The following is a 19,768-nucleotide window of genomic DNA, read 5'->3' on the forward strand; positions in this document are numbered from 1 at the left end:
TTGTAGAACCGGGTCGCAAGGCAAGGGTTTCAGAAGCACCGAAAAGCAAATTAGCTGAGGCAGGTGAAATTCCTAGCCGGTGAAAGTCCGTAGGGAAGCGTGTTCTCCCCTAGCCTATGCTTACGAAAGGAGTACGGGTTCGAATCCCGTCAGAGGCATCCTTTCATTAGAAAACTGATTAATTAAAGAGTGGGTTACACTTAACTTGATGGTTTTCTGAGCATGCGGGCATAGCTGCTATGATGGACTATTTAATATTTGATGAAGTATATTGTATTAGTGCACGGTAACAAAAAACTTTTGATATCATTGCTGTCGAGAAAGTCTGATGAAGAGAATTCCTGAAAATGATGCAAAAGTATCGCAAAAATAAATGACTGATATCCAAAATTAAACGATTTTCACCTTTTTGAACATTTCTCAGATGAATTGAATAAATTAAATTTGGGTACTCACCTATTTTAATTTAGGAAGTGTATTTATGAAGGAAATAATTCATTATAAATTGAGGAAGCCTATAATACTTATATTGGTCGGTTATTTACACTTGGTGGATCTGTATTATTCTTAATCGGCTCTTTCATTGCTGCAATTGTAGCTTATCAGACCTATACTAGATTGCTCATTGATTAACCCATCTTACTCTAAGGTGGGGCTTTTAGTGTTTAGAGCATATTTTTCATTTGTGATATCCCCTATAGAGTATTCTCCGATACAACTATGTAATAAAACAGGCGTTTTTCTAACTATAAACACTTACTCCACTCGAAGTCCGGTGATTAAAGCTCATTTACAGTCATACTGTGGGCTTGAGCAATGCATCATAGTATCACCGTTGTGACAGTTGATGTTCCTTTCCTCTCCCCCGCCACTTTACATCGTAAATTAAATGAACGAATTAACCCATTAATATGACTGACTAGGTGCGGTTGAATCAATGAAAAATGCCCTCTTCAACTTATCTGCATCCACAAAACTATCGATAAATCCATTCTCAGTCAAAAAAGTTGGCATCCTAAAATAATTTTGTAATCTCGTCCTAAATAGCCACCATTATCCTTCTACAAAAAATTTCACAGGCTTTTACTATGATATGTAAATAGTAATTTTTTTAATAATATTAAATTTCAGACATAAGACTTATTTTTTTACAAAGTTACTCAACAATATCATCCTAAAGAAATTTTTTAGGTACTTCCAATTTCAATTAATTCACCTTTTTTCAAGCTTGTAATGTATTTGTCCGTTTCAATTCTAGTGTGTATTTGGCAAGCAAAAAATGTATTAAACGGCATTTAAAAATGTACCACTTGCCAACGCATAGAATTAACCTTGTATAATTGATTCTTTGTAACGGTGGCTATCCCCGTTAAACACGATTAAATGCGAGTGATGAATTAATCGATCAATGACTGCTTCCGTTACAATCGGATCTCCGAAAACGTGATTCCATTGACCGAACTGAAGATTTGTTGTAATGATAATGCTCTTCGCTTCATAACACATCGCAATAACCTGAAATAATAATTCTGCTCCTTGTTTATGGAGAGGAATATACCCTAGTTCATCCAAGATCAATAAATCAAGTTTCTCTATTTGTTTAAAGAGCTTATTTAGTGTTCCTTTTTCATTTGCCTCTAGTAATCGATTGACTAATGAGGCTACTGTATAAAATTTGATGGACTTTCCAAACTTTTGTACGGCATTCAATCCAATAATGGTGGCTAAGTAAGTTTTACCTGTGCCCACTCCTCCATAGAAAATTAAATTTTCCTGCCGTTCCAGAAATGCACCATTTAATAAATCCTCTTTACTGAGCCCTTGAGTTAATAATATATCTTTCCAATCAAAAGGATTTCCTTTTGTTTTAGGAAGCGTCGCTTGTGTCAGTAATAGATTCGTCTTCCGTTCCTCTCGTTGCTCAACTTCTCTTCTAAATAACTCTAGTAAGAAATCCTCATTCGTCTTTGCTTCCACTTCATGATAATGTTCTCTGATCCAGCTTAATTTCAACCGCTTGGCATATTCTAGAATCTGACCATTCATTGTAGATCAACTCCTTTCATAAGCTGATCATAATGATCTAAACCTCGAATAGCCTTCGGCATTTCTGGCAATGGTCGATTGGGGTGTATTTCCGAACGGATTCCCCGTCCATTTATCAGTTGATAAAACACCTGTTTAATGGATTCAACAGATGGATGGCCATGCTCAGAAGCGATTATAAGTGCCTCCGTAATTCTACTAAAATCATGTTCTTTCAATACCATTGCTAGTAGTTTAAGAGCCTCTGGTTTTTCCGCAGCTGTACATGAATTGAAATACTCTTGCCATTCTGTTGGAAGTTGCTCATAGAAACTCGTATATTTAAGTGCCAAAGGACGTTTGGCCATTAGGTTTAAGTATGGCTGCCATTTCATAGACTTTCTATATTGACCGTATAATCGAGAGTGACTAACCACCAGCTGATTGTCGTCTGTGAGTATTTCAATCGTATTATATGAGATTTTTACGAGAACCTTACTTAGCGCATACCTCGGAGAGGTTGAATAGAGGTTCTTCTCTACCCTTATATAACCATACTTATCCGCCTTGACGGTTTCATACCTTACACATTGATACTCTTTCCCTGGAAGAACAAAACAAGCTTTTTGATCCTCTTCAAACAATGTAGAAATAAAGGTTTCTTTCTCATAGTGCTTACGTTCACGGTCTCTTTCAGCTTTGTCCCATAACTTCTCGTTAAGTTGATCTATATCAAATACATGTAGACCTGGTAGTAAGAAATTATTCCTCACATATTTGACCATAGCTTCCACATGCCCTTTTTCGTTGCCACTATTCGGATTACAAAACTCGCATTTAAAACCATAGTGAAGAACGAAGTTTTGAAACTCCTCTGTTAGCTGCCGTTCTCCATTTGGCAGTACTTTTTTTACGGCAGGGGATAGATTATCAAACCTGATTGTTTTTGGAACTCCACCCATATGATGAAAAATTCGCTTCAGTCCTTCTAGGAAGCACTCTCTATTTTGTGAAGGAAACACCTGAAAATAAAAAGCATTACTATAAGGAAAAGATAAGACTAGATAGGGGAGCACAATGTCCTCTCCTTGATATTTAAATGGTGCTTCCCCAAAATCAACCTGTGCTGTACCCAGCTTAGATTCAAGTGGTAGAGCGGCTTGACTAGATTCATTTAATAACTCTTTCTTTCTGTTCGAAACATAATTTCTAATCGTTCGATCAGATCCCTTAAAATCAACTTCTTCTTTTAGCTGTTCCCACATCCGCTTTGCGGTTCTACGAAACTTCTTTTTTTGCTTAAAGTCCTCTAAAATCCACTCATCTACGATATGCTTAACTGAATCCATGATGGGTGAAGGTCTGTTTTGTTTCACTTTCACTTCAGGACTAAAATCCTCTTTTTCGGCATACTTTTTTACGGTTCTAGGATCTCTTCCCATTTTTTTCGCTATTGTTGAATAACTACTATCTTTTTCGACAGCCTCATGTCTGATATAATTAATTTCGGCCACTGCCAACATCTCCTTAATACCTCCTGCGCTTGTTTGTCCCAACAGGAAGTGTATGTGTATTTTGGAATGTTGACAAGTGTTTTTTTTAATTTATGCAGTACCTTCCAGGCACTGCATAAATTAAATGCCATAACCTACATTTTTATGATGCCATAGACAGTTTCAATATGCATTACGAATCTATTATTAAACCATGGTTTATTGCGTTCTGTTGAAGGAGGTGTAGTTGTGAGCTACGAAGATGGAAGAGGTATGGGTGCAGGATTTGCATTAATTGTCGTACTCTTCATCCTACTAGTCATTGTGGGAACTGCATATATTGGCGGTAGATACTAATTATCCCCAGTCTGGATTTTTAGAATTCCCGTCACTAAAAGAGAAACAGACGGTTTCGCTTCTCTTATTGTTTATGTCGCATAATATTTTATATTGTTTCTCCAGTTAATTAACCGCAATGACCATTAATTTCAATAACTTCATTCTACTCATTCTATTTAGCTTCAAAGATTACCTCATCTTGCAATCTAACTAACTCATCATTTCGATTTTTACAACTTTCAATATTACAAGTCAAAATAAAAACCCTCAATAATGCTATCAAGGATTTTACTAATTAATACTTTTGCGATATTGCTCTCTTTTCTCATGGATGAACAACTGTAACACTAGAAAATGAAGAAAAGTAGTCTTATAAAGTAATGCAACACTAGTGGTTAATTATAAGAAAAAGAAAGGAGCATTTAGTTTATATTTTCAAAATAACTGTCATTTCTCGTGTTTCTTGAAGAGGTAAAGGAAATATAAAGCACGATAATAATACAGAATAATAGAGTGATATGAAAAAGGAAATGAAGCGTATTTGGAACAATTCCATTCATTACTGGAAGGAAAGAATGGGTATCTCCAAACATTTGATTATATCTTTCGACTTTTTGTTCTGCACCATACCCAAATAAATAAGGAATCCACCAGGATATTAGCACTCCAACAAAAATACATAACTGGTGGATTATTAGCCAAAGTTTAACCCAGATTGGATACCTTTTTCCCATAAATTTAACTAACAAGCCCATTAATATTAAAATTTGCCCTACATTAATCAATGTAACAGTGATTAATTCATTATATGAATTTGCTTCTCTAATGGCTTGAACGTCATTAAATGAACCTAAAGGAACCCAATCTTGTACGATCATAAAAAAAAACATAAAACTAAATCCAGCCAACAATAGTTTTTCTGAAATACGAATTTCTTTTTTCACAGATTCCCTCCTATAAAATAACATACATTACAATTACAACAACTACAATTTAGCACATACAGATAACTCTTTCTATATCCCTAAGGTCTAATTTAATGTAAGGCTTAGGTCTTAAAATTTATATGTATTTTAAATTAATGCTACAACGCCAACTCTGTTCCGATACTTCCATTCTTCTCCTTTTGAAAGAAACACCACCATTCGTATTATAGGTTCAACTTGAAATGAAAATATAACTGATTAACCATTTTTTAATCTCCACTTTCATAATATTAATAAATTCTACTTTATCTACGGAATTACTTGTGTAACCCCATTTGTTTAAAGCTAAATAAAAGCGTTATGCTAACTCAGATACTTTGATCTCCAAAAGTCTCCCTCCTAATCAACTGAAGCATCAAAATAACATCCTTTTTTATGCACACGAACATTCTTTCGTGTATATTTAAATTATTCTAATAAAAGGAGATATTATTGATGAATTCTATTGATTTAATTATTTTAAACTTTAATGAAATTAGAAGAAGAAGTATTAAAGTCTGGACATCTATTCCTCATGAGAAACTCCAATGGAAGCCAGATGACGAGGCAATGAGTTGCCTCGAAATGATTAGACACATACTTGAAAGCGAACATTACTATCACTTAGCAATCAAAAACAAAGGGAGTTTGTCCGTTTTCAATTCTCCTTTTGAAAATCGTCCCTTTACCACAGTAAATGATGAACTGAATTATGCTGAACCTTATAGAAAAGCATTTCTGGATACAATCAAGTCATTTTCTGAAGAAGATTTAGAAAACATTAAGATTGACCGTTCTGATTCAGGTTACATAAGAGACTTAGGTGACATGTTATTACGTGTTGGCTATCATGAATCTGTTCATACAGGTCAGCTATTAGATTATTTAAGAACAGCAGGTATTCCAAGAGTCCGTATCTGGGATTAGTACACTCAACTGGTGCTACCACAAATTGTGGAGCGCCTATTATATTTCATAAGTTAGTTCCGAGCTCCGGCAATACTTTTTTCCAACTGCGAAACCTCCTTACTCTTTTGTTTAATAAAATAGCTTATTACGAATTTTGATCTACAAGCTGCGTAAAATATTAATGGACGTTAAGCGAATCATCTACTTTCCATATAAAAGAGGTGATCGCAATGAAGTTTGTCTTTATATTCTTGATTGTCAAGAAAAATATTATTAGTTCCATTATTAATTGGTTTAAAGAGTTTTTTAAGTAAGCAATGCTTAAAATTTTGGGCCTTCGTCCAATTGGATCTACGTCAATATCTTGGACACAAAAATGTTAAGTCTTTTTCAGAAGGCATCCATTTCTGGAGTGTCCTGTATCTAGCGAAACCAGTCAAGCGAAAGAGCGCACTTGACAGCTTTCGCTAGATACAAGAAATAGACCCCATGGATGTCGTCGTAAAAAAATGGGTAGGTAAGGGCTCATACGAGAAACCTAATGTTTTCTTCTATATCAAGCTACTTCTTTTCGACAAAAATCCTCTAATTGTTGTGGGGTTAAATAATGAATAGCTACATGAATCCGTCTTCGGTTGTACCATGACTCAATGTAGTTGAAGAGGGCCAATCGTACTGTTTCAAAGTCGATATAACTAGTTTGATAGACTTCTTCTTTTTTTAAAGTGGCATGAAAAGACTCTACGCACGCATTATCGTACGGACAACCTTTGCGGCTAAATGACTGTTGGATTTTTGCTTCTTTCAAGGCTACTTCAAAGTCCTCACTGGTATATTGGCTACCTAGGTCGGTATGCAATATCAAACCTTCATCTGGTTGTTGAACGTCAATTGCGTTTGCTAAAGCTCCTAGAACGAGTGGAGTCGTCATCGATTTTGAGAATGAGTAGCCTACTATTTTTTTCGTGTGTAAATCAAGGACGGAAGCCAAGTAACACCAACCGTCTCTTAGTGTATGAATATAGGTAATATCCGCGACCCATTTCTCATTAATGGTGGTTGTTTCAAAATCCTGTTCTAACAAGTTTTCACGTTCTTCAACTTGTGCAGAAGAAGAAGTAGGCCGATACTTTTTCACAATGGTTGAACGAATTCCAGCCTCTTTCATGATTCGCTGTACACGATTCAAGCTAGCAGTAAAACCCTCCTGTGTTAAGATATGATGAATTTTAGGTGCGCCATAGCGACCTTTACTTTCCTCATGAATGATTTTTAAGCGTGCTAAAATCGCTTCGTTTTCGATCGCACACGAAGATTTCACCTTATGGAATGACTGGTAATACGAACTTCTTGGTACTTTAAGGACCACTCACATGACTTGAATAGGGAAATTTCCTTTCTCCTGTTCGATGTGGTCAATGATGTCTTGATCCGTTACTTTCTCGCGAATATAGTCATAGCTTTTTTTAGTATTTCTACCTCTTGTTCGAGACGAAGATTTTCCTTTTGGATTTCTGCAATTTCATTCGGCGTTAAACCACGGTTGTTTTCAATCGGTGAAAGTGCTTTGACCCATTTATAAATCGTTACCTCAGATACACCATACTCGCGACTAAGATCACTCACAGATGTACCTGATCTGTTGAGTTCTACAATGGTTTGTTTAAATTCTTGGTTATAGCGTTTTTGTTTCATTCCGGACACGTCCTCTCTATTATAGGATAGAGACTTAACTAACTTGTGTCCATACATCCATACTAGCACCAACTCTTTTCTTAACCAGTAAATGAAAATAAGTTTGATTCCTAAACTTTATTGTCATAACATTAAATTAAGATTTCTTGAAAGGGGATACATCCGATGAAAAAAAAGATATTCATAATACTTTTTGCCCTAATTCTTTTGAGTGTACCTTTTATTTGGGTTTTTAAATTTCAATCAATTGAAGAAGGATATGTTATTAGAACAGGGGCAGACACACTTTGGGTAGTCAATGAAAAACCAAAAAATTTAAAAGGGAAATCAACTGAAGAAATTTCCCAAATGTATCGTTTTAAAGGCACTATTTATACAATCCCCTTAACCAATAAACTGCTAAAAAATGAGTATAATATTGGTCAGAAAGTTAGAATTTATTATGATGGAAAGAGGTATTTATCTGCCCCTGGTAGAGCTGAAAACACTAGCTTTATAATAAAATTAAAAGAATAATAGATTTTTAAGAATTTTGTGCATTTTTGTTACATTTAATTACTCTTGTGTTTCAATAAATATGTTGACATTATTATAAAAAGTAAAAATTAGGGAGTGTAATATTAACTGTGTAAGTGAGGAATGCGTACGATTCCTTACTCACACAGTTTTTTATTTGATAGAATCATAAGTATAAAGCTAAAGGAGTGATTTTGGTGGGGAAATTGAAAAAAGATCCAAACTCCGTAGAATTAGCGAACAAGATTATCGAACAGTATCAACCGAAGTCAGTAGAGGAGATGTAAGCTGCATTAAAAGACATATTGGGTCCCATGTTTGAGTCTATGCTAAAAGGTCACCATTTGGGCTATGAATCAAATGACAAGGGCCAAAAAGATACAAAGAATAGAAGAAAAAGGTTGTGAAAACAACGGCTGGAGAAGTTGACATTGCCGTTCCTCGTAATCGGGAGGGTTCATTTGAACCCCAAAGCGTAAAAGAGACGTATCCTCTATCGAAGATAAGGTCATTGCAATGTACACCAGAGGAATGTCTCAACGAGACATCTCTTCTACGATAGAGGAGATCTATGGTTTCTTTGTGTCTCATGAAATGGTATCCGATATTACAGATGCAGTACTTCGTGAATTAGATGAGTGGCAAAACCGTCCTTTGAGTAACTGTTATTCTTTGGTTTTCGTCGATTGCCTATACACCACCATTCGAAATGACTATGAGACTAAAAATTACGCAATTTATACGATACTAGGTTATACCATAGAGGAAAGAAAGAGCTTCTTGGTTTGTGGTTAAATGAAACGGAAAATAAGCATTGATGCAAATCTTTGATGAACTCAAATTACGTGGAGTGGAAGACATCTTCTTTGTCTCTATGAATGGTGTTAGTGGACCGGAAGAAGAAGCACGTACGATTTTCCCGGATGTGATCGTTCAACGATGTATCGTATACCTGATTCGAAATTCGATTAGTATGTTCCAAGTAAAGACTACAAGCCTTTTACTGCTGCCTTAAAGAAAGTGTATGGGGTTCCAAGTCTTAAGGCTTGTCATCGTGCGTTTGAATCCTTTGAGAAGCAGTGGTCTACGTATCCTGGATCTATAGACGTATGGAAACGAAACTTTTCGCACGTGGAGCAACTTTTTGATTATCGTAATGGCAGAATATTAGATGCTACGATAGATACTCTCCCTTCATTCCTGAAGAACGTATATATCCATGCTTCAATACTATCATGGCGAATTTCTCATAACATTATCCATAATGCTTTTTCGTCGTATGAATACGGATATATTTATTGAATATTTTATAAAGTACTCATAGAAACTGGTATGAGAAAAGGTGAAGCCGCTGCCCTTCAATGGACCGATATAGACCTTAAAGAAAAAACAATAAGTATAAATAAATCTTTAGACTTCGCAGAAGCCAGTAAAGGCAATAAGGATAATATGTTTGGTGACACAAAGACATATAACTCTAAACGGATAATCACCATAAGTCAATCACTAGCCAATGATTTACATTTCCACAAAAAATTTCAAAACCAAAATAAGACCGCTTTAAATGAACATTATCATTTTGACCTTAATCTAGTCTTATGTAGGAACAACGGAAATTTCATGCCCAAATCGAGTTTATTTAACTCGTTTTCTAGAATACTTAAAAAAGCAGACCTTCCTTCTCTTCCGATTCACTCATTAAGACACACACATGCAGTATTACAACTAGAAGCCGGGGCAAGTATGAAATATATTCAGGAACGATTAGGTCACGGTAGTGAACGTGTCACATCAGATGTGTATGCACACATCAGTAAGAAAATTGAAGTAGACCAAACGAACAGATTTGAGGAGCATATGAAGAATGTCCTCGAATAATTTTTTGAAATAAAATCGGGCGATTATCGGGCAGTTAGAAAAAAGATTATAAAACTCAAAAATGCCCGATAAATAAAAAAACCCTCAATACCTATGGCATCAAGGGTTTTACTGATTAATACATTTGCATATACTGCTCTCTTTCCCACGGATGGACTTGCGTTCTGAACATATCCCATTCGATCTCTTTTGCTTCTAGGAAATGTTCTAAAATATGTTCTCCAAGTGCAGCAGTCATGACTTCATCTGCTCTAAGCTGATCTAATGCTTGCGCCAAAGTAGCAGGTAAATCTACAATTCCTTCCTCAATGCGCTCTTCTCTTGACATCACGTAAATGTTACGATCAACAGGAGCTGGAGGAGTTAATTTATTCTTGATGCCGTCTAGACCAGCGCTTAAAAGAACAGCCATTGCTAAATATGGGTTAGCTGATGGATCAACGCTTCGCACCTCAACACGAGTGCTTAGACCGCGAGAAGCAGGGATCCGAATTAATGGTGAACGGTTTCTAGCAGACCATGCTACATAACATGGAGCTTCATATCCAGGTACTAAACGTTTGTAAGAGTTAATTGTTGGGTTTGTTACTGCTGTAAACGCTGGTGCGTGTTTAATGATACCAGCAATGAATTGACGAGCTGTATCACTGAGTTCTAAGTTTCCAGTTGTATCAAAAAATGCATTTTTACCGTTAGTAAATAGTGATACGTTGCAGTGCATCCCAGAGCCGTTAACACCGAATAATGGTTTCGGCATGAATGTAGCGTGTAAACCATGCTTGCGAGCAATCGTTTTTACTACTAGTTTAAAAGTTTGGATTTGGTCACATGCAGTGATTGCATCTGCATATTTGAAATCAATTTCATGCTGACCAGGGGCCACTTCATGGTGGGAAGCTTCGATTTCAAAGCCCATTTCTTCTAATTCAAGTACGATATCACGGCGACAGTTTTCCCCTAAATCAGTTGGAGCCAGGTCGAAGTAACCACCGGCATCATTTAACTCGAGAGTTGGGTCTCCTTTTTCGTCTAACTTAAATAAGAAGAACTCTGGCTCTGGTCCAAGGTTGAAGTCAGTGAAGCCTAATTCTTCCATTTCTTTCAAGATACGACGTAAGTTGTTACGCGGATCTCCTAAGAATGGAGTGCCGTCTGGATTGTAGATATCACAAATTAAGCGTGCAACTTTTCCTTTTTCAGCAGTCCAAGGGAATATGACCCATGTATCCAAATCAGGATATAAATACATGTCGGATTCTTCAATTCGAACAAATCCTTCAATAGAGGAACCGTCGAACATCATTTTATTGTCCAACGCTTTTTCAAGCTGACTGATAGGAATCTCCACATTTTTAATTGTTCCCAAAATGTCAGTGAACTGCAGGCGGATAAACTTTACGTTTTCCTCACTCGCCATTCTTTTGATATCATCTTTAGTAAACTTCGCCATTCTACTTCCTCCCTATTTTTACTTCTTGTTGGCCTCTCCCAACTAGTGACATGCTAGGAAAAGCTTTTATGACTTAAAAAAGCGAGACATATCTCCTTGACGAAGGGAAGAACGATTGAAACGACCAGCTTGCATCATTTCAGCCCTTAAAATCCTCCTCAATTCATCATCAGATAATTCACGTCTTACTTTTTTAGCTTCTTTCTCCATCTCCTCAGTTACTACTTCTTTCTCCTTCACAGCAAAAAGTTGTTTAATTCCAGCAAGATTAACTCCTTGATCAATAAGATCCTTGATCTCAAGCAAAAGGTCAATATCATTAAGAGAAAACATTCTCCTATTTCCCTCTGTTCGCGCCGGAGAAATCAATTGGTGTTCCTCATAGTAGCGGATTTGCCGAGCAGTTAAATCAGTTAATTGCATCACAATTCCTATTGGAAATAGTGGCATCGTACGACGAATTTCACTTCCGCTCATGCGATTTTCTCTCCACCTTTCTATCATGCTTTTATTATATGTAATGTTAAGTTTTCTGTCAACAGATGTTAGGTTATATTACATTATTTTTTTAAAAATTATTTTTCTTTGATCTTTTGAGCTATTTACCTAGTATTTTTCATCAATAATTAGGAGTTTCTTTTCTAATAAATGATTTAGTGCGATGCAAATCGCCATTTTGACATGTGAATATGTCAGCCCCCCTTGAAAATATGCCACATATGGAGGACGGATCGGTCCATCAGCAGTAAGCTCTATGCTCGCCCCTTGGATAAACGTGCCTGCTGCCATAATGACATCATCTTCATAGCCAGCCATATAACTCGGATATGGTGTTACATGGGAATTAATAGGAGAAGAAAATTGAATGGCTTGGCAAAAAGCAACCATCTTCTCTTGCTCATCAAACTGGACAGACTGGATTAAATCCGTTCGCACGGCATCCCACTTTGGATTCGTATTCATTCCCAGCTTTTCAAGCGTGGCCGCGGTCAGGATCGCTCCTTTTAATGCTTGACCAACGATATGCGGTGCCATAAAAAAGCCCTGATACATTTCTTGTAGACTATAAAGAGAAGCCCCTGCTTCTCTCCCGATCCCAGGCGACGTAAGTCTATAAGCACAAGCCTCGACCCACTCCTTTTTGCCGACAATATAACCGCCGGTTTTAACAAGACCGCCACCTGGATTCTTGATCAGTGAACCAGCCATTAAATCTGCGCCGACATGACATGGTTCAATCTCTTCCACGAATTCTCCGTAACAATTATCAACAAAGACGACAACATTCGGATTAACCTTTTTTACAAAATCAATCATTTCTTTTATTTGCTGAACTGTAAATGACGGTCGATTCGCATAACCTTTAGAGCGCTGAATACCAATCATTTTCGTATTGCGCTTCATTGCTTGTTTAATCGCGGGGTAATCGATATCCCCTTCTGCCGTTAAAGGAACACTATTATAAGAAATTCCATATTCCTTCAGTGAACCAACCCCACTTCCCCTAATACCAACGATTTCTTCGAGAGTGTCATAAGGCTTCCCTGTTATGTACAGAAGTTCATCACCTGGTCTAAGTACGCCAAAGAGGGAAATGGAGATAGCGTGAGTTCCTGAGATGATTTGAGGTCTAACTAGCCCAGCCTCACCGCCAAACACCTCTGCGTAAATATCTTCTAATGTATCTCGGCCAATATCATCATAGCCGTAACCGGTTGAGGGATTAAAATGAGAATCACTCACACGATGATGCTGAAAACTTGAGAGCACTCGAAATTGGTTGCGATCGATTCGTTCATCAATCTCTTTATGCAGATCCAGCACTTGCGCTTCTACTTCTTTCATGATTTTTTCTAACTGCTTCCCATATGTTAATTGCTGAAACATGCTGTTCTCCTTCTATATATCAAATATCATTTTCATTTAATCGAATAGTGATAAAGTTGGCCAAGAATTTGATGATCAGTCAAACAATAGCCTTTGCACACATATAATTGTTTTTCTTCATGAAAACGAAGCTCTCTTAGTATGGTATCATTCTTTAATTGCGCTAACAGCTTTCCTTCTGTTGATGGAACCTCCACATGGTAAAATTCCATTGCTTGCAATACAATTTGTTCAATTTGTTTTTTTAATCGCATGCGATCTTGTTCATCAAACGCACTAATTAGGATTGTCTCAGTCTTGGCAGTCGGGACAAAATCACCGTGCTGCTGATCCTTTTTATTGTAAACCGTTAGCTGAGGAATTTGCTGAACTTCTAAATCCTCCAATAATTTATGGACCGTTTGCTCATGCTGATAATAATCTTCACTGGACATATCGACGAGATGAAGAATTAAATCTGCTTCCTTCACCTCCTCAAGTGTTGAACGGAAGGCGGCGATTAGCGTTGTAGGCAAATCTTGGATAAAACCAACCGTGTCCGTTAAAAGAGTTCCAAAGCCACTTGGCAAAATCATTTTTCGTGTCATTGGATCAAGCGTTGCAAATAATTGGTTTTCTTCAAATGCATCAGCTTCTGTCAGACGGTTAAATAAGGTCGATTTCCCGGCATTCGTATAGCCAACGAGTGCAATTTGGAACGCTTTGTTTTTCTTGCGTCGTTCACGATAACGATCACGATGCTGTACAATAACACTGAGCTGGGTCTTGATATCATCAATTCTACGACGAATATGGCGGCGATCACTTTCAAGCTTCGTTTCCCCAGGTCCCCTTGTCCCAATTCCAGCTCCTAATCTTGACAGTTGTAGTCCTTGACCACCGAGTCTTGGTAGGAGATATTGAAGCTGAGCTAATTCCACCTGTAGCTTTCCTTCCTTTGAACGGGCTCTCGTTGCGAATATGTCCAAAATTAATTGTGTTCGATCAATAATCCTCCCCTCAAGCTCTGCAGAGAGATTTCGCACTTGACTTGGAGACAGCTCATCATTAAAAATAATCAGTTCGGCCTCAAGCTCTGCTTCCAATGCTTTTAATTCTGCCACCTTCCCCTTTCCTATGTATGTAGACGGATGAATCCGTTCTCTTTTTTGCGTTAACTTCGCAGCTACCTTTCCCTTTGCAGTTTCTGTTAATGACTCAAGCTCTTCCATTGAATATTGATAGCGAAGATCATCCTCTGTTGTTTGACAACCTACAAGGATCACTTTTTCAATACTCGCTTCCTGTTTTGACAAATCATATCCTCCTGTCCATAAAGCCTCTATATTAATTGGAAATTGAGTGAGCAATCTACTTCGAATTCATCATATCAAAAAAGAAGAGCGAACACGAATTTTGTAAAAAAATAAATATCTTTCATTGCAAACATACTCCGTGATAAAATCAAATTGTTTGTTTTAAGTGGGCGAATTTATCATTTAAGGAGAATACAAGAATGACCTGGGAAGTATTAAGTATGATCGGCACCGTTGCATTTGCTATTAGCGGAGCGATTATTGCAATGGAAGAAGAATATGATATTTTAGGAGTTTACATATTAGGAATTGTGACTGCTTTCGGAGGAGGGGCGATTCGCAACCTGCTTATCGGGGTACCAGTTTCAGCACTATGGGAGCAAGGACTCTTTTTTCAGGTTGCCCTTTTATCAATAACGCTCGTCTTTTTCTTCCTTAACAACCTCCTCAAAATATGGCAAAGATGGGGTAACCTCTTTGACGCCATCGGTTTGTCAGCCTTCGCAATTCAAGGTGCTCTCTATGCTGTAAAAATGGAATTGCCCCTAAGTGCCGTTATTGTCGCGGCAGTACTGACTGGAAGCGGCGGTGGGATCATCCGCGATTTATTAGCAGGGAGAAAACCATTGGTATTAAGCTCAGAGATTTATGCTCTGTGGGCAATTTTAGCAGGGATCACAATCGGCCTAAAATGGGCTGTAACTTCCTTTGAACTATATACTCTTTTTATCATCATCACTTTTTTACGCGTTTTATCTTACACTTATAATTGGAAGCTTCCAAAACGATTTAATCTTGCCATTCAAGCAAAAAAGCGAAACATAGAGAGTTAACATCGACCTTCGGATCATAGAAGGCTGACTTTTCGTCAGCCTTCATCAAGAATTAAATCGTTACTTCGGATCGTCATCAAGTCATGGCGATCGAATTGATTTTGCATGAGCAAGCGCATCGATTGGGCACGAATCGATTTTTCAATCACATTTCGCATATATCGGCCATTGGAGAAGCTTGTTACGTTCAAGGAATTTTTAATCCAATATAAATGATCACGCAGCCTTTTTTCCGCTTCATGACTTAATGTATACTCTTTCTCCCGCAGCATCTTATCACCAATTTCCATTAATTGATCAATGGTATAATCAGGAAAATCGATCACGAGTGGAAAGCGTGAATAAAGACCGGGATTTAACGTTAAAAACTGATCCATCTCTCTGGAGTAACCGGCAAGAATCAATATGAAATCATGTTGTTTATCCTCCATATGCTTGACCATCGTATCGATCGCTTCTTTTCCAAAATCTTTCTCACCGCCACGGCCTAAGCTATATGCTTCATCCACAAACAAAATGCCACCCATTGCCTTTTTGATTAAATCTCTCGTTTTTTGAGCTGTATGACCAATGTACTCCCCTACCAAATCTGCTCTCTCAGCCTCGATGAGATGGCCTTTAGAGAGAACATTCATTTTTTGGAATAACCTGCCAATCAGCCTTGCAACCGTTGTTTTTCCTGTACCGGGATTTCCTTTAAACATCATGTGAAGTGCCTGTTTTCCGACTTTTAAACCTTCTTCTTCTCGTTTTTTATTAATATATATCCAGGCATATATTTCTTTAATCGTTTTCTTCATTTCTTCCATTCCCACTAATGTACCCAGTTCCTCTTCAATTTCCTTTAAAGCTGCATGCTCCTGTGGAATCGTCTTTGGAACCACTTTTACATCTGGCAACTCCTTCGCAACCGTTTTTCTTATTTGTGAATTAAGAACAATGCTAATTTGACCGTTATTTTTCATACGAAAAGGTTGGTCCAAAGCTTTCACCTCACATTTCTAAAAGCTGTTTTCTCTAGATGAATTCAGAAAAATTCAATAGTTGGGTGAATCGGCCATGTTTACGAAAAAGCACCGCTTCTCCATCTCAAAAGAATTATTTATCATCATCATACTCTGATGAGATCATTTTCGTGACACTAGCCTAATTTCACTTTTACACAGGTTGGGATATGATGCTGTTGATGTTCGGTTTTTCATGAAATTCCCGATTCTTTCGTAAATGAAAAAAGGAGTAATTAATGCAACTACAACTAGGCAGCCATCTGTTAACATAGCCTTCGTTAAAAATGTTAACTATACTATATGTATTCAATCTAAACCTATTTCATTAAAGTTTTTATTAAAAACCCCTTCATCCTTTAAATCTGGTCCCGATGTGAATGGAGCAAGGTTGTTTTCCTTAGTGTTCATTGTACTAACTGGAAGTGCGAGCAGAGAAACGGATGCACCAAACCTAAGCGCTGAACCAGCTTCTTATTGTTGAGGGGGAAACTATTCCCTTTACGAAAGAAACGTAAAAAGGCTCGCTTCATATCGAAGCGAACCTTTGTATTTTACGATTGTGAAGGATTTTCTAAATCAATTTGCACATTTCTTTGTGGGGCAAAGGTTGAGATTGCATGCTTATAAACAAGCTGCTGCTTGCCTTCTGATTCAAATAACACGGTGAAGTTATCAAAACCTTTTATTTGACCTCTTAATTGGAAACCATTTAATAAAAAAACTGTAACACTGCTTCCATCCTTACGCAATTGATTTAAGAATTGATCTTGAATATTAATGGATTGTTTCATCTGGGATCCTCCTCTTTTATCTCTATTAATATGTATTCGATTTTATTTTCAGCTTTCCTTCAATATACGTGGAAATTTCCGCAATTTTTTTTGTAAATGTTACGTTGTCGGTCACATCTGACATATCGAACCACTGAACATCCATTTTATTGCGAAACCAAGTTAGCTGCCGTTTTGCATAACGGCGAGAATTCTGTTTTAATTTCTCAACGGCTAAATTTAATGGGAGTTTCCCATCAAAATAATCGTACAGCTCCTTATAGCCAATCGCTTGGACCGAGCCGCAATCTCTAAGTCCAGATTGATACAATCCTTTCACCTCGTCTACTAATCCTTGCTCGATCATGATGTCAACCCGCTTGTCAATGCGCTCATATAGTTGTTCTCTTTCCATTGTTAACCCAATTAGAGCAGTGTCATAGCATAAATCCGCCGTTTGTTTTTCTTGAAATTGACTCATTGTCTTACCAGTACAATGGAAAATTTCGAGAGCTCTTATCACCCTGCGCACATTATTGGGGTGAATATTCCTAGCACCAAGCGGATCAATTGTGAGAAGTTCTTGATAAATTACATCTTTTCCTTCTTTTTCCGCTTTTAATTCCATGCTTTTTCGAAATTCCTCATCCGATGGGGCGCTCGAAAATTGATAATCATGAATGACTGACTGGATGTACAAGCCAGTACCACCAACGATTATCACCAGCTTATTGCGATTGGTGATATCCGAAATTTTTTCACGAACAAGCGTTTGAAATTCTGCAACAGAAAAGGATTGATTCGGCGCTTTAATATCAATTAAATGATGGGGAATTCCCTCCATCTCCTCGTTTGTGATTTTTGCGGTGCCTATATCCATTCCTTTATATACTTGCATCGAATCACCACTAATGATTTCACCATTGAAACGTTTGGCCAATTCAATGCTCATTTTCGTCTTTCCTACAGCAGTAGGTCCAAGTAAAACAAGGACTTTTTCTTTACTGTCCACTACCTCCACGCCTTTACTATCCATTTGTGTTTTTATCGCAGTAAAACTGCTAATTCTCATCGTAACACATTTAAAGGCTATTTTCTTCATTTGTAATATTTTTTAACAAACATGTCGATACATTTTTTTAAGTTTATGAACAAATTAATCGCGAAATACGAGAAACTTTCAACATTTAATTAGCATGTCCAAAAATATCCAGTTTATTCACATCCATGCACAATTTACAAATATTCCATTTTACATTACAATTCCTTAACGTTTATATAACAACCCCCTAAATGAACCACTTCCATGCTAATTTATATAAAGACATGAACAAACTGTAATTTTTATATTAATTCTATTTACTACAGCATAAATGATGTCATCAAGAAAATAGAGAATAGGTGGGGAAAGAAATGCTTGCAGCAAATGAAATTGGAATTGACTTAGGAACTGCAAATATATTAGTCTATAGCAAAAATAAAGGAATTACATTGAATGAGCCCTCATTAGTAGCCGTTGATGTCCGTACAAAAAAAGTGATTGCTTTCGGTCAAGAAGCGAAGGAAATGGTTGGCAAAACACCTCCTCATATCCATGTCATCCGCCCTCTTAAAAATGGAGTTATTGCGGACTTTGATATTACGACAGAGCTTCTGAAAATCATCATGAAGCAAGCTATGAATAAATCTGGCGTAAACGTTCGAAAGCCGAATGTGATCATCTGTACCCCTTCCGCAGCAACTAGTGTAGACAAACGGGCGATCCAAGATGCTGCACGGAATGCCGGTGCGAAGCAAGTCTTTTTAATAGACGAGCCTGTTGCCGCAGCGATCGGGTCAGGGCTTCCAGTAGATGAGCCTGTGGCCAATATGATTGTCGATATTGGCGGCGGTTCTACGGAAGTAGCCATCATTTCTTTTGGAGGTGTAGTCGCAGCCCAATCGATCAATATAGGCGGAGATCGACTGGATGAGGAAATTATTCAATATGTGCGTAAAAATTATAATGTCCTTATCGGAGAAAGAACCGCTGAGCAAGTAAAAATGGAAATTGGCCATGCCCTCGTAGATCATGAAGAACTAAAGATGGAGATTCGTGGACGGGATCTAGTAACTGGTTTACCGAAAACAATCACTCTATCATCTTACGAAATTCGTGAAACGTTAAAAGAATCCTTACTCCATATGCTGGAGGCGATTCGTGCTACTTTAGAAGAATGCCCGGCAGAATTAAGTGGAGATATTGTTGATAGAGGTGTTGTTCTCACAGGTGGTGGCTCACTTTTAAACGGAATGGAAGAATGGTTAAGTAAAGAAATCTTCGTACCTGTTCAGCTTTCAGAAAGTCCACTTGAATCTGTCGCATTAGGAACTGGTGAATCATTAAGTATTATGAAAAAACTTCGCCAAGCGGCAAAATAAAACAACGAAAAGTGCCCTTAAAACATGTTAAGTTTGAACTGCTCCTATAATTCAGACTGATTCTGGGCAGCTTTCCATCGTCCTTAAATAACTGTTGATTTTAGCAGAAAGAACGAGAAGTTTGTTCGCAAGGTGCAAAGTTAATAAAGAGCCTTGTCTACTTTCCTAGACGATATGAAAATGCAACGATGGGCACTTTAGTTGCCACAAAATGTGAATGATACCATTAGATAGCCATTACATTGATGCGGATTGAAAACATTTGTCGGGATCAAACGAGATGTT

Annotated in this window: 15 protein-coding genes and 3 pseudogenes; 7 read left to right on the forward strand and 11 right to left on the reverse strand. The window is 37.4% G+C overall.

What is annotated here, in order from left to right:
- Positions 1-1,326: 1,326 nt before the first annotated feature.
- Positions 1,327-2,046, reverse strand: a complete 720-nt coding sequence (istB, locus tag NST02_RS14470; protein WP_095314893.1) for an IS21-like element helper ATPase IstB — start codon at positions 2,044-2,046, stop codon at positions 1,327-1,329.
- Positions 2,043-3,548 (reverse strand): IS21 family transposase, encoded by a 1,506-nt coding sequence (istA, locus tag NST02_RS14475; protein ID WP_340947791.1) that lies wholly within the window; start codon positions 3,546-3,548, stop codon positions 2,043-2,045. Before istA ends, istB begins: the two co-directional genes overlap by 4 nt.
- A 243-nt stretch (positions 3,549-3,791) precedes the next feature.
- Here istA and NST02_RS14480 point away from each other — a divergent pair, with 243 nt between their 5' ends.
- Complete coding sequence (locus tag NST02_RS14480; RefSeq protein ID WP_137744208.1) at positions 3,792-3,875, forward strand: YjcZ family sporulation protein; 84 nt, start codon at positions 3,792-3,794, stop codon at positions 3,873-3,875.
- A gap of 404 nt (positions 3,876-4,279) precedes the next feature.
- Here the strand turns inward: NST02_RS14480 and NST02_RS14485 are convergent, their stop codons facing one another.
- Positions 4,280-4,801, reverse strand: coding sequence for a hypothetical protein (locus NST02_RS14485; protein ID WP_340949199.1), 522 nt, complete (start codon positions 4,799-4,801; stop codon positions 4,280-4,282).
- 477 nt (positions 4,802-5,278) lie between these two features.
- Here NST02_RS14485 and NST02_RS14490 point away from each other — a divergent pair, with 477 nt between their 5' ends.
- Positions 5,279-5,749, forward strand: coding sequence for a DinB family protein (locus tag NST02_RS14490; protein ID WP_340949201.1), 471 nt, complete (start codon positions 5,279-5,281; stop codon positions 5,747-5,749).
- 538 nt (positions 5,750-6,287) lie between these two features.
- On the opposite strand, the pseudogene NST02_RS14495 reads toward NST02_RS14490, so the two are convergent.
- Positions 6,288-7,426 (reverse strand): annotated as a pseudogene (locus NST02_RS14495) (IS3 family transposase).
- Positions 7,427-7,591: 165 nt separating this feature from the next.
- Between NST02_RS14495 and NST02_RS14500 the strand changes: the two are divergent.
- From NST02_RS14500 to NST02_RS14510, 3 genes and pseudogenes are all read left to right on the forward strand, one after another.
- Entirely contained in the window at positions 7,592-7,942 is a 351-nt protein-coding gene (locus tag NST02_RS14500; protein WP_212933468.1) for a DUF3221 domain-containing protein, read from the forward strand.
- A 188-nt stretch (positions 7,943-8,130) separates the two neighbouring features.
- A pseudogene (locus NST02_RS14505) lies at positions 8,131-9,094 on the forward strand (IS256 family transposase); the annotation flags it as partial.
- A gap of 123 nt (positions 9,095-9,217) precedes the next feature.
- Positions 9,218-9,820, forward strand: a pseudogene (locus tag NST02_RS14510) (site-specific integrase); the annotation flags it as partial.
- A gap of 115 nt (positions 9,821-9,935) precedes the next feature.
- On the opposite strand, the gene glnA reads toward NST02_RS14510, so the two are convergent.
- The 4 genes from glnA to hflX all read right to left on the reverse strand — a co-directional run bounded on the left by glnA (position 9,936) and on the right by hflX (position 14,452).
- Complete coding sequence (gene glnA / locus NST02_RS14515; protein ID WP_340949202.1) at positions 9,936-11,270, reverse strand: type I glutamate--ammonia ligase; 1,335 nt, start codon at positions 11,268-11,270, stop codon at positions 9,936-9,938.
- A gap of 66 nt (positions 11,271-11,336) precedes the next feature.
- Positions 11,337-11,747 (reverse strand): MerR family transcriptional regulator, encoded by a 411-nt coding sequence (locus NST02_RS14520; protein WP_095308270.1) that lies wholly within the window; start codon positions 11,745-11,747, stop codon positions 11,337-11,339.
- Positions 11,748-11,876: 129 nt separating this feature from the next.
- The gene (locus NST02_RS14525) at positions 11,877-13,157 is read right to left on the reverse strand and encodes a methionine gamma-lyase family protein (protein WP_340949203.1); all 1,281 of its coding nucleotides are present in this window, start codon (positions 13,155-13,157) and stop codon (positions 11,877-11,879) included.
- A 32-nt stretch (positions 13,158-13,189) separates the two neighbouring features.
- The gene (gene hflX, locus NST02_RS14530; protein ID WP_340949205.1) at positions 13,190-14,452 is read right to left on the reverse strand and encodes a GTPase HflX; all 1,263 of its coding nucleotides are present in this window, start codon (positions 14,450-14,452) and stop codon (positions 13,190-13,192) included.
- A gap of 200 nt (positions 14,453-14,652) precedes the next feature.
- On the opposite strand from hflX, the gene NST02_RS14535 reads away from it, so the two are divergent.
- A complete protein-coding gene (locus NST02_RS14535) occupies positions 14,653-15,285 on the forward strand; it encodes a trimeric intracellular cation channel family protein (protein WP_095308254.1) in 633 nt (210 codons plus the stop codon).
- 35 nt (positions 15,286-15,320) lie between these two features.
- On the opposite strand, the gene spoVK is transcribed toward NST02_RS14535, so the two are convergent.
- From spoVK to miaA, 3 genes are all read right to left on the reverse strand, one after another.
- A complete protein-coding gene (spoVK, locus tag NST02_RS14540) occupies positions 15,321-16,268 on the reverse strand; it encodes a stage V sporulation protein K (protein ID WP_137742868.1) in 948 nt (315 codons plus the stop codon).
- 575 nt (positions 16,269-16,843) lie between these two features.
- Entirely contained in the window at positions 16,844-17,083 is a 240-nt protein-coding gene (gene hfq, locus NST02_RS14545; protein WP_095308249.1) for an RNA chaperone Hfq, read from the reverse strand.
- Positions 17,084-17,108: 25 nt separating this feature from the next.
- Positions 17,109-18,098, reverse strand: coding sequence for a tRNA (adenosine(37)-N6)-dimethylallyltransferase MiaA (gene miaA / locus NST02_RS14550; protein ID WP_095308725.1), 990 nt, complete (start codon positions 18,096-18,098; stop codon positions 17,109-17,111).
- Between the two features lie 377 nt (positions 18,099-18,475).
- On the opposite strand from miaA, the gene mreBH reads away from it, so the two are divergent.
- Positions 18,476-19,483 (forward strand): rod-share determining protein MreBH, encoded by a 1,008-nt coding sequence (mreBH, locus tag NST02_RS14555; protein ID WP_095308247.1) that lies wholly within the window; start codon positions 18,476-18,478, stop codon positions 19,481-19,483.
- The last annotated feature ends 285 nt before the right edge of the window (positions 19,484-19,768 follow it).

This window comes from Robertmurraya sp. FSL W8-0741 (assembly GCF_038004005.1).
Lineage (GTDB): Bacteria > Bacillota > Bacilli > Bacillales > Cytobacillaceae > Robertmurraya > Robertmurraya siralis.